At 61.0% G+C, this 13,792-nt stretch carries 14 protein-coding genes and 1 rRNA gene; 6 read left to right on the top strand and 9 right to left on the bottom strand.

Translation table 11 applies throughout. The features are described 5' to 3' along the window. Positions 1–104 precede the first annotated feature (104 nt). Positions 105–220: ribosomal RNA gene (rrf, locus tag AD663_RS08010) — 5S ribosomal RNA — on the top strand. A gap of 118 nt (positions 221–338) precedes the next feature. On the opposite strand, the gene AD663_RS08015 is transcribed toward rrf, so the two are convergent. Then, complete coding sequence (locus tag AD663_RS08015; protein WP_003179621.1) at positions 339–740, bottom strand: lysozyme inhibitor LprI family protein; 402 nt, start codon at positions 738–740, stop codon at positions 339–341. A gap of 154 nt (positions 741–894) precedes the next feature. Between AD663_RS08015 and AD663_RS08020 the strand changes: the two genes are divergently transcribed. Further along, a complete protein-coding gene (locus tag AD663_RS08020) occupies positions 895–1,353 on the top strand; it encodes an SRPBCC family protein (RefSeq protein WP_003179623.1) in 459 nt (152 codons plus the stop codon). 525 nt (positions 1,354–1,878) lie between these two features. Here AD663_RS08020 and AD663_RS08025 read toward each other — a convergent pair. Then, complete coding sequence (locus tag AD663_RS08025) at positions 1,879–2,826, bottom strand: AraC family transcriptional regulator (protein WP_053213525.1); 948 nt, start codon at positions 2,824–2,826, stop codon at positions 1,879–1,881. 202 nt (positions 2,827–3,028) lie between these two features. On the opposite strand from AD663_RS08025, the gene AD663_RS08030 reads away from it, so the two are divergent. Continuing rightward, positions 3,029–3,766 carry an SDR family oxidoreductase gene (locus AD663_RS08030; protein WP_003179628.1) on the top strand — a complete coding sequence of 246 codons (738 nt, stop codon included), beginning with the start codon at positions 3,029–3,031 and terminating at the stop codon, positions 3,764–3,766. An 83-nt stretch (positions 3,767–3,849) separates the two neighbouring features. On the opposite strand, the gene inhA is transcribed toward AD663_RS08030, so the two are convergent. Next, the gene (inhA, locus tag AD663_RS08035; protein ID WP_053213526.1) at positions 3,850–4,536 is read right to left on the bottom strand and encodes an isonitrile hydratase; all 687 of its coding nucleotides are present in this window, start codon (positions 4,534–4,536) and stop codon (positions 3,850–3,852) included. Positions 4,537–4,632: 96 nt separating this feature from the next. Here inhA and AD663_RS08040 point away from each other — a divergent pair, with 96 nt between their 5' ends. Next, positions 4,633–5,625 (top strand): GlxA family transcriptional regulator, encoded by a 993-nt coding sequence (locus AD663_RS08040; RefSeq protein WP_003179630.1) that lies wholly within the window; start codon positions 4,633–4,635, stop codon positions 5,623–5,625. Here AD663_RS08040 and AD663_RS08045 read toward each other — a convergent pair. Then, the gene (locus AD663_RS08045) at positions 5,594–6,496 is read right to left on the bottom strand and encodes an alpha/beta fold hydrolase (protein ID WP_053213527.1); all 903 of its coding nucleotides are present in this window, start codon (positions 6,494–6,496) and stop codon (positions 5,594–5,596) included. The two genes, AD663_RS08040 and AD663_RS08045, sit on opposite strands and share 32 nt — an antisense overlap. Positions 6,497–6,508: 12 nt before the next feature. Then, complete coding sequence (locus tag AD663_RS08050; protein ID WP_003179632.1) at positions 6,509–6,886, bottom strand: hypothetical protein; 378 nt, start codon at positions 6,884–6,886, stop codon at positions 6,509–6,511. Between the two features lie 538 nt (positions 6,887–7,424). Here AD663_RS08050 and AD663_RS08055 point away from each other — a divergent pair. Beyond that, complete coding sequence (locus AD663_RS08055) at positions 7,425–7,781, top strand: DUF6124 family protein (RefSeq protein ID WP_053213528.1); 357 nt, start codon at positions 7,425–7,427, stop codon at positions 7,779–7,781. A gap of 133 nt (positions 7,782–7,914) precedes the next feature. Here the strand turns inward: AD663_RS08055 and AD663_RS08060 are convergent, their stop codons facing one another. The 4 genes from AD663_RS08060 to tam form a co-directional block, all read right to left on the bottom strand. Further along, positions 7,915–9,738: a glycoside hydrolase family 15 protein gene (locus AD663_RS08060; RefSeq protein WP_053213529.1), complete on the bottom strand. Its 1,824-nt coding sequence runs from the start codon at positions 9,736–9,738 to the stop codon at positions 7,915–7,917. After that, positions 9,731–10,531 (bottom strand): glucose 1-dehydrogenase, encoded by an 801-nt coding sequence (locus AD663_RS08065; protein ID WP_003179635.1) that lies wholly within the window; start codon positions 10,529–10,531, stop codon positions 9,731–9,733. The genes AD663_RS08060 and AD663_RS08065 overlap by 8 nt, the downstream gene beginning before the upstream one ends. A gap of 123 nt (positions 10,532–10,654) precedes the next feature. Next, entirely contained in the window at positions 10,655–11,788 is a 1,134-nt protein-coding gene (locus AD663_RS08070) for a cupin-like domain-containing protein (RefSeq protein ID WP_053213530.1), read from the bottom strand. 82 nt (positions 11,789–11,870) lie between these two features. Beyond that, on the bottom strand, positions 11,871–12,641 hold the full coding sequence (gene tam / locus AD663_RS08075; protein ID WP_003179637.1) for a trans-aconitate 2-methyltransferase: 771 nt from the start codon (positions 12,639–12,641) through the stop codon (positions 11,871–11,873). Positions 12,642–12,786: 145 nt separating this feature from the next. Between tam and AD663_RS08080 the strand changes: the two genes are divergently transcribed. After that, complete coding sequence (locus tag AD663_RS08080) at positions 12,787–13,521, top strand: thioesterase II family protein (RefSeq protein ID WP_053213531.1); 735 nt, start codon at positions 12,787–12,789, stop codon at positions 13,519–13,521. Positions 13,522–13,792 lie beyond the last annotated feature (271 nt).

Genomic DNA, 13,792 nt, shown 5'->3' on the forward strand with positions numbered 1-13,792 from the left:
AAGACGAAACGAACCGAAAGTTCGAACGTCACAAAACACCGAAAAGCTATCACATACCCATTCGCTGGAACGTGACCGCAAGGCACGCGCTGGCTACCGAATTTCTTGACGACCATAGAGCATTGGAACCACCTGATCCCATCCCGAACTCAGCAGTGAAACGATGCATCGCCGATGGTAGTGTGGGGTTTCCCCATGTGAGAGTAGGTCATCGTCAAGATTAAATTCCGAAACCCCTATCTGCTGACGCAGGTAGGGGTTTTGTTTTGCCCGCAGGAAAGCGAGCGCCAGTAAAAAGGATGACATGCGCAGGCCATCCTTTTTCCTCATCCCGGCTGTTAGGCTTCAGGTACTGGGCAGCTCAAGTCTCCTTCCTTGCACTTGAGGTAGGTCTTGAACGCCTCGATCCGGGCCTTGGTCTGCGCCGTGATGCAGTTGCTATAGATCAGCGGATAGACGCTGCCGCCTTCGACTCCGGAGGCGGAGAAGTTGCATTCGGCATCACGGAAGACTATCCAGGCTCGTTGTGCCTTGACCAACAACTGCTTGGCCTCGGGATCGTCCTTCAGGCGTGCCGTGATCTGCTTGTACAGGTCGTTCAGCTCCTTGTCGGCGGCCTTGTTATCTTTGGCCGCACACTGGTTCAGTTCACTCTGGGTCGTGGCATTGGCACAGTCATCGGCTTGGACAAGGGGAACGAAAAACAGCGGCGTCAGGGCCAAGAGCAAGCGTCGGGACATGTTTGGTCTCTCCTTGAGGGCTGGAAAACGCCGAGAAGTTTACACGCGCAAAGCGATTTTAGATCCGGCGAGACTATAGACGACGTTCTGATACAACTTTCCGGTTGGCGTTGTGGTCTTAGAAGCCTACTGTTTGAACACAGGAGGTGACCTCATGCATGCATCTGATCGCATTGAAAGAAAGATCCTGCTCAAGGCTCCGCGCGCTCAAGTCTGGCGGGCCTTGGCCAATGCCGAAGCTTTCGGCCAGTGGTTTGGCGTCGCCCTTGAGGGTAAACGGTTTGTGGCAGGTGAGCGGACCCAGGGGCAGATCACATATCCGGGTTACGAGCACCTCATCTGGGACGTAGCGGTGGAGCGAGTCGAGCCCGAGCGGGTGTTTTCATTTCGCTGGCACCCTTACGCGATCGAGCCGCAGGTGGATTATTCCCAGGAATCTGAAACCCGGGTGCAGTTCGAGCTTGAGGACATGGATGGCGGCACCTTGTTGAAAGTCGTGGAATCGGGCTTCAACAATATTCCCGAGGCGCGCCGGCTCAAGGCCTTTCGCATGGACAGTCGTGGCTGGGACGAACAAATGGCCAATATTGAAGCGTTTCTAAGCAAGGCTTGATTCTCCATCGTGGGTGCAAATGTTGGCACGTCTGGCGCGGGTAAGGGTTTTCGGAAGGGCGGGTATGGCGAATGTCTTACACGAGATGATAACGATGTCGTCTATTGCACTTTGGATCCGAAGCGTAATCTGGACTCATCCACTGAAGCACAGGAAGTGCTCAGGATCAGGGACGATCGACCTTGCAAGGATGGCTATCGACAGGGAGTCGTAATGGTCTTGGAAAAACCCGCTTCGGCGGGTTTTTTTTCGCCAGTCAAAAAGGTCCGCAAGTGCTGTATAGCGAAACGCTTACACCGCGGCGCTGCTTTCTCGTCTTTTTCCATCTCATCGGAACGCTTAATCTAAGTCCATCCACTGAGTACAGGGAGTGCTCGGGGTCATGGATGATCGGACCAGGCATGGAATGCCGGACAGGGAGTCAAATTGGTCCTCAAAAAACCCGCCTAGGCGGGTTTTTTTTCGTCTGCAGAAAAGTGGCCTTTCACCGCCTCAGGTACCGGCCCAGCCTATTGGCCCCCGGGATCAGGCGCCAGTGGCTTGTAACGCCTGGGCACGTAGACGGGCGACGTCCTTGCTCGGAGATGCACCAAATAGGCGACTGTATTCGCGACTGAACTGCGAAGGGCTCTCATAACCCATCTTGTAACCGATGGACGAAACATCGCTGTTCTCTGCCAATAGCAGTCGCCGGGCTTCTTGAAGGCGCAGTTGTTTCTGGTATTGCAGAGGGCTCATGGCGGTCACGGCTTTGAAACGGTGATGCAGCGCCGACGGGCTGAGGTTGATCATTTGCGCCAGGCTGTCAATGCTCAGCGGCTCGGCATAATGGTTATTGAGCCACTCGATGGCGCGACTGATGCGATGGGTTTGTGTGTCGGGAATGGCTATTTCGTGCAAACGCTGGCCCTGGGCGCCTCGCAGCAGTCGGTAGAAAATCTCCTGTTGGGCCAGGGGCGCCAAGGTTGCGATGTCCTCCGGACTGTCCAGCAGCCGCAGCAGGCGCAACATCGCATCGAGCAGTGGCGCGTCGATGCGATCCAGGAACAGTCCGCGTCCGGTTCGCTGGGTCGGAACACCGATAGGGCTGGTGTCGGCGATCAGGCGGCAGACTTGTGCCGGGTCGATGTCCAGGCGAATGCACAGGTAGGGACGTTCGGGGCTGGCTTCGACCACTTGCCCGGCCAGCGGCAGGGTCACCGAGACAACCAGGTAATTGAGCGGGTCATACACGTAGCACTCATCCGCCAGCCGCACCTCTTTTCGCCCTTCGACGATCACGCATAGGCCGGGTTTGTGCACCGTATGCAGGGCTTCGGTCGGCTGGTCGCTGCGGATCAGGTGCAGGGCCTCGATGGCCGTAGGGTGGACGCCATATTCCGGCGCAAAACGCTTCATCAGCTCCGCCAGCTCGGCGCGACGCTGGCTGACGCCGTCGTCGGGCGCAATGTGTACGGACGTGGATACCGACATGCCGCTCAATCTCCCAGGCCAACTGTGTGGATCGCGTTAGTAAAGCCGATTGTATCGCTGGCGACTAGAGGTGGTTATCACGCTACAGAATTGTGCAAGTGCGCAGGAGGATCCGGCTAACCCCAACTTCCATGGGCTCCCTAATCTGGACTTGTCAAAACGCTCCCATCGGGGGCCAACACATCCAGTCGAGGAAACCATCATGTCCGATATCCAAAATAAAGTTGTGGTAATCACCGGCGCCAGCAGTGGGATTGGCGAGGCCGCCGCACGCTTGTTGGCCGCGCGGGGTGCCCGCGTAGTGCTTGGCGCTCGGCGCGTGGAACGTTTGCAGGCGCTGGTGCATGAACTTGAAGCCGCTGGCCAACAGGCGGTTTGCAAAGCCGTGGACGTGACCCGTCGCGACGACGTTCAGAGCCTGGTGGATTTTGCTGTCGGACGTTTCGGCAGGGTTGATGTGATCATCAACAATGCCGGCGTCATGCCCCTTTCCAAACTCGAGGCGCTGAAAGTCGATGAATGGGACCGCATGATCGACGTCAACATCCGTGGTGTGCTCCACGGCATCGCCGCCGGCTTGCCCCTGATGCAGCGCCAGCGCAGCGGCCAATTCATCAACATCGCGTCAATCGGCGCCTACACCGTCAGCCCCACCGCTGCTGTGTATTGCGCCACCAAGTTCGCCGTGCGGGCGATTTCCGAAGGGCTGCGCCAAGAGGTCGGCGGCGATGTGCGGGTAACGGTCATTTCCCCCGGCGTGACCGAGTCGGAACTGGCCGAAAGTATTTCCGATGAGGGTGGACGTGCCGAGATGCGCGAGTTCCGCAAGATCGCGATTCCCGCCGAGGCCATCGCCCGGGCAATTGCCTACGCCATCGAGCAACCAGCGGATGTCGACGTCAGCGAACTGGTTGTGCGGCCAACCGCCAGTCCCTTTTAAAGTGAGCAATCCGACAAGGGATATCCCGGTGGCGAGCGGACAAACCCCCTCGCCACAGTTTTATGCAAGATGAAGAGCGAGCGTTACGCCAGGTCCAGTCGCGCCGCGGCACGCTGGGTGATCTGCGAACGCACCCGGAACGATTCCGCCGCGCGCCGGTGCGCTTCTTCCAATACACCTGCTGGCGCCGTGTCCGGGCAGCCCGCGTTGAAGGGTGGGGCAGGGGCGTATTCGAGTTGCAGTTGGACCAGCTCGGCGGTGCCTTGGTCGAACAATTCCGCCGCCAGGGTCAGCGCAAAATCGATCCCCGCCGTGATGCCGCCGCCGGTGATCAGGTTGCCGTCGCGTACCACGCGGTCCTTGACTGGGGTTGCCCCCAGGATGGACAACAAGCTGTGGTAGGCCCAATGGGTGGTGGCCTGTTTCCCTTTCAACAGTCCCGCCGCACCGAGTACCAGCGAACCGGTGCACACCGACGTGATGTACTGCGCGTGGGCCGCTTGCTGTCGGATGAAGGCCAAGGTCTGCTCGTCCTCCATCAAGGGGCCTACGCCGCTGCCACCAGGGACGCAGATTACGTCGAGTTTCGGGCAATCTTCGAAGGTGGTTGTCGGCAACAGCACCAAGCCAGTGCTGGAGGTGACTGGCGCCAAGTCTTTCCAGATCAGCTGCACCTTCACGTCCGGCAACGAGGCCAGCACATCGTAAGGGCCGGTCAGGTCCAGTTGCTGGACTTGCGGGAATAACAGCAAACCGATCTGCAATGTCATAGTGATTCTCCTTAAGTGATGCCCGAGGGTGGACGGCTCTACTTTAGGGTCGTAGGATCTGGCGCATACGCCAATAAGCCCACGAATTACGCCAATATGCCGACTGTGCCAAAAACCGTTCATGTCCTGGCCTTTGCCAATGTCCAAGTGTTGGATGTCACCGGACCCTTGCAGGTGTTTGCTTCGGCCAATGACCTGGCTCGCCAGCAAGGCTTGCCCTTGCCGTACGCGCCGACGGTGATTGCCCTGGGCGGCGGGGCAGTGATGTCCTCGGCGGGGTTGGCGTTGATGGCCGAGCCGCTGCCGAGCGAAGACAGTGACACCCTGTTGATCGCCGGCGGCTGGGGCGTTTACGAGGCGGCCAAGGATCCGGCGCTGGTGGCCTGGGTCAAGGCGCATGGCCTGCGCTCACGGCGGGTGGCGTCGGTGTGTACCGGGGCGTTCCTGCTGGCCGCCAGCGGCTGGCTGGACGGGCGGCGGGTAGTGACGCACTGGACCCGCTGCGAACAACTGGCCGAGCAGCATCCGCAGTTGCGGGTCGAGGCCAATCCGATCTTTATCAATGACGGTCCGGTCTGGACTTCTGCCGGGGTCACTGCCGGCATCGACCTGGCCCTGGCACTGGTGGAAGAAGACCTGGGCCGGGCCGTGGCCCTGGAGGTCGCCCGGCAATTGGTGGTGTTCCTCAAGCGGCCTGGCGGGCAATCGCAGTTCAGCGTGACGTTGTCGCTGCAAAAACAGGGCAGCCGATTCGACGAACTGCATGCCTGGATCGCCGAAAACCTCACCCGTGACCTCGGCCTGTCGAGCCTGGCCGCTGAGGTAGGCATGAGCGAACGCAGTTTTGTACGCCACTACCGCGCCGACACCGGACAGACACCGGCGCGGGCGGTAGAACTGATTCGCGTGGAAACGGCCCGTCGTCTATTGGCCGACACCGCGGTATCGATCAAACGCGTGGCGGTGCAATGCGGCTTTGGCAGCGAAGAAACCCTGCGTCGCAGTTTCTTACGGGCCATGGGTGTGACGCCCCAGGCCTATCGCGAGCGGTTCGCGCTCAGCCCTCAAGCAGATCCAGCAATGCCTTGAGCGTCGCCTCGGGCGCTTCCTGAGGAATGTTGTGGCCTACGCCGGCCAGCATTCGGCGCTCGTAGAAACCGCTGAAATGCGCGGCATCGTCATCGTGTTCGGACGCTGGTCCTACGCCGTCATCGGCCCCGCACAGGGAAATGCTTGGCACGCTGATGACCGGTTGTTTGGCGAGGCGCTCTTCCATCCACTCCAGCGTCGGATCTCCGGGTGCGTACATGAAACGGTGGCGGTAGGAATGAATGACCACGTCGACAAAATCCGGATTCTCGAATGACGGGGCGCTGAGCGGATAAAGTTCGGCGCCGCGCTTCCAGGTCGGTGACCACAGGCGCCAGAGCAATGCACATAGCTCGCGTCGGTTTTGGGTCAGGCCCTCGACACCCCGGGCGGTGTGGAAATAGTACTGGTACCACAGTCGATGCTCGGTTTCAGGGGCCAGTGGCTGCGTTGAGCGAGGAATATCCTGCAGGTTGTAGCCGTCGCCGGTCACCAGGCAACGCACGCGCTCAGGCCACAGCGCCGCCACGATGCATGCCGCCCGACCGCCCCAGTCGTAGCCGCACAACGCCGCTTGGGGAATGGCGAGCGCGTGCATCAGGTCGAGCAGATCCTGGGCCAGCGCCGCCTGCTGGCCAGAGCGCAGGATGGACGGATTGTTGAACCGCGTCGGGCCGTAGCCGCGCAGGTAGGGCACGATGACTCGATAGCCGCGCTGAGCCAGGGCCGGCGCGACCTCATCGAAAGCCCGGGGGTCGTAGGGGAAGCCGTGCAGCAGGATGACGGGCTCGCCGGCGGCGGGGCCGTGTTCTTCATAGGCGATGCGCAGCAACGGCGTCACGGCGAAATTGAGCTTGGGATTCTGGTTCACATCAGCCTCCGGTTACGCGGGTTCCTGATTCACGTATTTGCTCCGATCCGGCGTGAAGGTCACGATCATATGGGTGCCGGAGCAGGTGAGGGTGTGCTCTTGGGTCAGATCGATGTCCAGGTCTTCACCGCGCAGGCCCTGCCATTGGGCGAGGTATTTCAGACATCCGAATTTTGCGGTTTTTTTCAGGCTACGGCTGACGCCACCTTTCCAGCCCAGCACCGGCAATTCACCGGCCAGGCAGCGTTGTGCCAGTTCGGGAAATCGCTGCGCGCGGTCGCGGCCGATTTCCCAACATTTGATCAAGCCTCGGTCGTGGCCTTCCCAGAGTTCTTCCCGGGTCAGGCCTGATCGCGGCGGGGTGGTGATGGCGCGTTTGATATGGGTCATGTCGGATCCTTGAGTCGGGTTTTTATTGGGCAGCTCCGCTGCACCCGTAAGTGCATCGATCTTAGGAGGGGTTTGGGGGGCTGGCAACCTTTGTGGCGAGGGGATTTATCCCCGATGGGCTGCGCAGCAGACCCTTAATAGAACAACCCCGATCGGCCTGACACGCCGGCTCGGCGGTTTTCTGGGTCTGCTGCGCAGCCCATCGGGGATAAATCCCCTCACCACAGTGGTGCAGTGTTCCTACAAAAAAATTAGGTGAACCGGAAATTTCTGACGAGTCGCGGCGGTTGCCGGTTCGGAAGAGGCGGGGATAGGCTTTGCCGGTCGCTGCAAAATCAGCGACCGGGCTTGGTCGTCCGGGTTTAGAATGGCGCACGATGCCGCGCGAGCGGCTGTCTGCTTTATGGCTGGCTGTGCGTGGGAGGGCTTCGGGCCCTGCCGGGTATCCATTCCCTGGTCGACCAACCTGCGTACAGTTCGCCACCCTTCTGCTTGGTCGCGGAAATGGCGAACTCCACTTCGAATGGAGATTCATATCATGATCAAGGTCACCCCCAATCCCCCAAAAGCCGAAGACCTCTCTTCCTACACCACCCTCGATTCAAAAAAAAACCGCGAAGCCGCCGACCGGGCGCTGAACATCCACTTGTCTCCCGCCGCCCCAAAGCCCGACACCCAAGACGGCCAGGTCTTTTCCGTAGTCCCGGGCCTGAACACCGAATCGGTGCTAACCAGCCTCAGCGAAACCCTGGCCTCGGCCAATGCCATGGCCAGTGATTTGGCTTTCGAACTAGAAGGTTCCCGGCGGCATGTTGCGTTGGGGATTCAGCAATTGATCGAACTGGGCACGTTGCTGGCCAATCGGGCGCTGGATGACCTGGAATCGACCGTCTAACTGACACACCCCGGATGTGGCGAGGGAGCTTGCTCCCGCTGGGTTGCGAAGCGACCCCGGGTTTTTTGCGCCTGCTGCGCAGTCGAGCGGGAGCAAGCTCCCTCGCCACAGGGAACCGCGTTTAATCCAAGGCTCACGGCTGCCAGTTATTTTTCTCCCCGCTCAACTTGCGATCCAAAAAACTCGCCGCGCTGATCAGTGCCAGATGGGTCAGGGCCTGGGGTGTGTTGCCCAGGTGAAAGCCGTGGCTGTCGAACTCTTCGGCGTACAGGCCCAGCGGGTTGGCGTAGCGCAGCAGTTGTTCGAATTCCAGCTGGGCTTTTTCCACGCGGCCGGCGCGGGCCAGGCATTCGACGTACCAGAACGAGCAGGCCGCGAACGAGCCTTCGGTGCCGCTGAGGCCGTCGATAGGGCTGTCATCGTTGCGGTAGCGATACACCATGCCGTCGCGCACCAGGCTCTGTTCAATCGCGTCCAGGGTCGACAACCAGCGTGGGTCGCGGGCACTGACGAAACGCACCAAGGGCATCAATAACATTGAGCCATCGAGGGCGGTGCTCCCCAGGCGTTGGACGAAATGCTGGTGTTCCTCGTTCCAGAAATTGCTCCAGATGTCCTCATAGATAGCCTGGCGAGTCTCATCCCAGCGGGCGAACGGGGCGGGCAGCGAGCGTTTTTCGGCCAGGCGGATGGCGCGGTCGACGGCAACCCAGCACATCAGCCGCGAATGCAGAAAATGCTGCTTTTCACCGCGCATTTCCCAGATGCCCACGTCCTTGTCCTGCCAGGTTTGGCATACCTGATCGACGACATCGGCGGTGTGTTTCCAGCCTTGATGGGAGATCGCTTCGCCGTACTTGTTGACCAGGTACACCGCGTCCATCAACTCGCCAAAGATATCCAACTGCACCTGCCGGTAGGCCAGGTTGCCGATGCGCACCGGCTGCGCACCGCCGAAGCCGCTCAGGTGCGGCAGCTCGGTTTCCGGCAGCTCCAGCCGGCCGTCCAGGCCGTACAAGATGTTGAGTTTGGTCGGTTGGTCGCAGCAGTCGCTGACCCGCCCTCGCAACCAGCGCATGTAGGCATTGGCTTCTTCGATGAAGCCCAGGCGCATGAACGCATACACGGTAAAAGAGGCGTCGCGGATCCAGGTGTAGCGGTAATCCCAGTTGCGCTCGCCGCCACGGGTTTCCGGCAGGCCGAAAGTGGCGGCGGCGAGGATAGCGCCGTGTTTTCGCGAGGTCAGCAGCTTCAGCGCCAGGGCGGAACGATTGACCATTTCCCGCCAGCGCCCGCGATAATTCGACTGGCCGATCCAGCCACGCCAAAATGCCAGGGTGCGTTCCAGGCACAAGGCGCTGACGTCGTCCTGCAACCGCGGGTCATCGATGCCGCCCAGCAAGAATTCGGCGCTCTGGCCTTGCTCCAAGGTGAATTCGGCCACCGCGGCGTTGCCGTCCAGCGTCATGGCCTGGTCGGAACACAGGCGCAGGCTCGGTTGGCCCGACGCCTCGAAGCAAATGTGGCTACCGTCCTGGTGCGCCGTGGTGGCGGCTCGGGCGTAGTCATGCCGCACGGCGCAACGCAGGCGAAAGGTCGCGCTGCCCACCGCCATGCGCACCTTGCGCATCAGTACGGGCAGATCATCCTCGCTGTCGCCGATGGGCAGCAGGTCGGTGATTTCCACCACCACCCCATCGCTCAGCCAGCGGGTTTGCAGCACGTTGGTATCGGGCAGGTAGATCTGCTGGCGACGGGCATCCGGCAGGTCTGGTGCGAGTTGGAAGATGCCCGCCTCGGGCGTGTCGAGCAGCGAACAGAAGATCGACGGGCTGTCGAATTCCGGCCAGCAGAAAAAATCCACGCTGCCTCGATCGTTCACCAGCGCAGCGGTGCGCATGTCGCCGATGATGCCGTGGTTTTCGATGGGGCTTTGCGGCTCGTCATGATCAGCCATTGCCGCGGAATCCTGGATACAGACTCATCCCGCCGTCGATGAACAGCGTGGTGCCTACCACGTAGTCGGACAAGTCCGACGCCAGCCAGACCACCGCGTTGGCAACGTCCTCGACATCGCCTACACGACCGTAAGGAATCAGCTGCAGCAGTTTTTGCTCCTGCTCACCTTCGGTGGCCTCGCGGTTGATGGCCGTGCGGATGGCGCCGGGGGCGATGCTGTTGATGCGGATGCGCTGATGGCTGGTTTCCTGGGCCAGGCTCTGCATCAGCAGATCGACACCGCCCTTGGAAGCAGCGTAATTGACGTGGCCGGCCCAGGGAATGCGCTGGTGCACCGAGCTCATGTGGATGATCTTGCCAGCGGCCCGGGACACGCCCTGGCGAATGCCCTGGCGATTGAAAATCCGCAGGGCGGCACGGGCACAGAGGAACTGACCGGTGAGGTTGGTGCCGATCACCGTGTTCCAGTCTTCCAGGCTCATGTCGACAGCGGCAGCGTCTTTTTGCAGGCCGGAATTGGCGACCAGGATGTCCAGCGTGCCAAAGGCTTCGAGGGTCTTGGCAAATAGCTGTTCGACGTCCTGCTCCTTCGAAACATCGGCGCCGACGGCGATCGCGCGGCCGCCATTGTCATTGATCTGGCGAGCCAGGTCTTCGGCCGGACCGGCATTGGAATGGTAGTTGAGCACCACGGCGGCACCGGCCTGCGCCAACGCCTTGGCCGAGCCTGCGCCAATGCCGGAGCTGGCGCCAGTGACGAGGGCGACTTGGTGGTCGAGGGTTATCTGCATGGTTTAGCACCTGGAGTGAAGGGCCTTACCTGCTGACTGGCGTGAGGTGTGCAGAGTTCAGTCAGGCGCAGCGATCTTCATCCTCCAGCCACATTTGGATATCACCCAAGCAATGCCTGGCCGCTACCAACCCCGCCCCGAGTTGACCCAGAAATTCACCGACAGCGACGTCGACACCGACTCCACCTGGTGAAACCAACCCTCCGGCAAAAACAGCAGGTCTCCAGCCTCCAGCGTCACCCGCAGGAAAGTCACGTCCCGGGCCCGCGGGAAGCGTTGATAGTCCGGCGCGTCGGGATTGAAATCACAGCCGTCCAGACCGCCTTGGGGCGCTGTGGACCAAGTGCCCAGCGCCTCACGGTGATGCGGCGCGGCGAGGGTGAATATCTTCTGTCCCCAAACCTGGGCGAACAGGTTATCGGTGTCATCGCGATGCAGCGGCGTCAGGGTGCCCTTGGGGCCGATCCAGATGCGCGGCGGGATGAACAGCGACGGGTCGAAGTAGGGCGGATATTGGATCTGCTCCAGCAATTGCGCCGGCAAAATGTTGTTGCCCATATAAGCCGGTGGTTCACCCTCGGTACTCTTGACCGCCGGGCTGTCCAGGGAGGCGATGAATTCGGCCATGGAGGTGGAACGGAAATCGCGCTCGGTGGAGAAAGTTTTCTTCACGTAGTCGCCATGGCGCGTGATGCCTTGCAGTTGGGCAAAGTGCACCAGCGATTCCTCGCGGCTGAGCTTGAACAGCGGCCAGTCCTGCAGGGCATTGTTGATGACCAGCGGAATACCGTGGGGCAGATAGCGTGCCTGGAACTCCTGCACTGACAATTCGCTGCGCGGTCGTCGTTCCACCGTGCGTTGGGTGGGCAGGCTGGCGGTGAGTTTTTCGCTGAAGCGCTGCGGGGTAGGGTAGCGCTTGTTCATGTCGACCTTTTCCACCACGCCGCCGCTGTGACGGGCATGGTCGATGATCTGCGGCAGCAAGGTCGCCAGGCCCATGTTGCCGCCGATTTTCAGGCGACCGCTGGCAAACAGTTCCTCGACATTGGCCATGCCGGCCATGATCCCGAGAAAATCCTTTTCCGCCACTTCGATGGTCACGTCGGGGCTGGCGTGCCGACCGGCCTGGGTGTGGCTGCTGGCCCTGACCTCGGACCAGTACGCCTGCTGCGGGCCGAACACGAATTGAAAGACGCCTTCGATACCAACGGCGCCGGCATTGGCGAACAGTTTGCCCAGGATGGTTTGCAGGTCCACGGCGGTCACTCTTGTGGGTTTTGGTCTTGGCAGGTAACGAGGACCGGGATCGGAAATTTAGCCCCCACTGCTGACCACCGCCCTAGCGCGTCGCCACCATGAACACCCGAGGAAATGGCAGCAGCACTGTCCCATCGTCCAGGGCCGGATAAGCCTGTTCGATTGCCTTGAGGTATAACGCCAGGTATTGCTCGCGCTGCGTCTCATCCAGCGGATCGAGAAACGGTCGCAAGCCGCTGCCCTTGAACCACTCCACCACGCCCGCCGCGCCGCCAGCGAGTGGGTGGTGATAGACCGTGCGCCACACGTCGACGCGGGTGCAGTGGGGCTTGAGAATCGAGTAATAGGTGCTGGCATCCGCCACTTCAGTGCGCGTATCAGCCGCCCCCGCCAGTTGGCTGGCCCATGGACCATTGGCGGCGATTTCGCGCATCAAGCGGTGGGACGGCTGGTGCAGGGTGTCCGGCATCTGGATCGCCAGGCTGCCGCCGCGTGTGAGTTTGTTCACCAGCGAGGGCAACAGGCTGGCGTGATCGGGCAACCATTGCACCACGGCGTTGGCGAAGATCACGTCGAACGGCCCGGGTTCGTTCCATCGGCCGATGTCGGCGATGTCGAAGGCGACGGCGGGCAAACGCTGGCGAGCGGCTTCGATCATGTCGCCGGAACTGTCCAAGCCGCGCACTGCGGCACCGGCGAAATGTTCCAGCAAAAGCTCCGTCGAATTGCCGGGGCCGCAGCCCAGGTCGATCACCGAGTGCGCTTGCGTGGCGGGAATGGCCGCCAGCAGGTCCCGGGCCGGGCGGGTGCGTTCCTGTTCAAATGCGACGTACTGTTTAGCGGACCAGCTCATGGCGTTCTCCTGTGGGTTGGAGCGAATCGAGGTGCCGCCAGTATAGGGTTGAGTGGAGAATATGCAGCGAGCGTAACGGTTTTGACTAAATCGGCGGGTTACGATTTCGTTATCTTCCCTACACCACCGATCGGAGAGAACCGCAGTGACTCAACTGACCCTGCTGTGCCTGCCTTATTCCGGCGCCAGCGCGATGGTGTACAGCCGTTGGCGGCGCACATTGCCGTCATGGCTGCAGGTGCAGCCAGTAGAGCTGCCGGGACGCGGGGCGCGGTTCGGCGAGCCGCTGCACACCGACATGGGCCCATTGGCGACGCAGCTGGCGCGGGAGCTGTACCCGACGCTCCAGGCCCCTTACGCGGTGTTCGGTCACAGCCTCGGCGCGCTACTGGCCTGCGACATTGCCCATGCCCTGCGCGAACTGGGTTGCCCGGAGCCGGTGGCGCTATTTGCCTCGGGCACCGCGGCGCCGACGATGCGAGCCGATTATGATCGGGGTTTCGCCGAACCGAAAACCGACGCGCAACTGATCGAGCAATTGCGCACCCTCAACGGCACCAGCGAAGAAGTGTTGGGCAATGAAGAACTGATGGCGCTGACCTTGCCGATCCTGCGGGCGGATTTCCTGCTGTGCGGGCGCTTCCAGCCCCGGGTGCGCCCGCCGCTCAACTGCCCGGTGCATGTCTTCGGCGGCACCACCGACAAGGCCACCACCGAGCAACTGATTGGCTGGCGCCAGGAGACCAGCGGAAGCTTTTCGGTGGACATGCTGGCGGGCGGGCACTTTTTCATTCATGAGCACGAGGCCAGGGTACTGCGGCTGATCAAGGATCAGTTGAGCGTGCATCACCGCCGGCATGGGCTGGCGATCAGCGCGTGACCAAAATCCCAACTTCATTTTAAAACGCAGCCCCCCTTGTGGGAGCGAGCCTGCTCGCGATGGCGTCGTGTCAGTCAACGAACTGCAAACTGACACTCCGCATCGCGAGCAGGCTCGCTCCCACAGATGGATGTGCATGACGCTCCAATCCCCCGTTTTACCCCGCTTGCTGATACAAATTCTCAAACGCTAATTTTTCCGGTCTGCATTCGTTTTATAGGGACGACTTTGCCTTTGTGCCTTGTGCCCACTGATACCGGATACCCCAGAA

Origin of the sequence: Pseudomonas sp. Q12-87 (genome assembly GCF_001269755.1) — a bacterium.
Taxonomy (GTDB): domain Bacteria; phylum Pseudomonadota; class Gammaproteobacteria; order Pseudomonadales; family Pseudomonadaceae; genus Aquipseudomonas; species Aquipseudomonas fluorescens_S.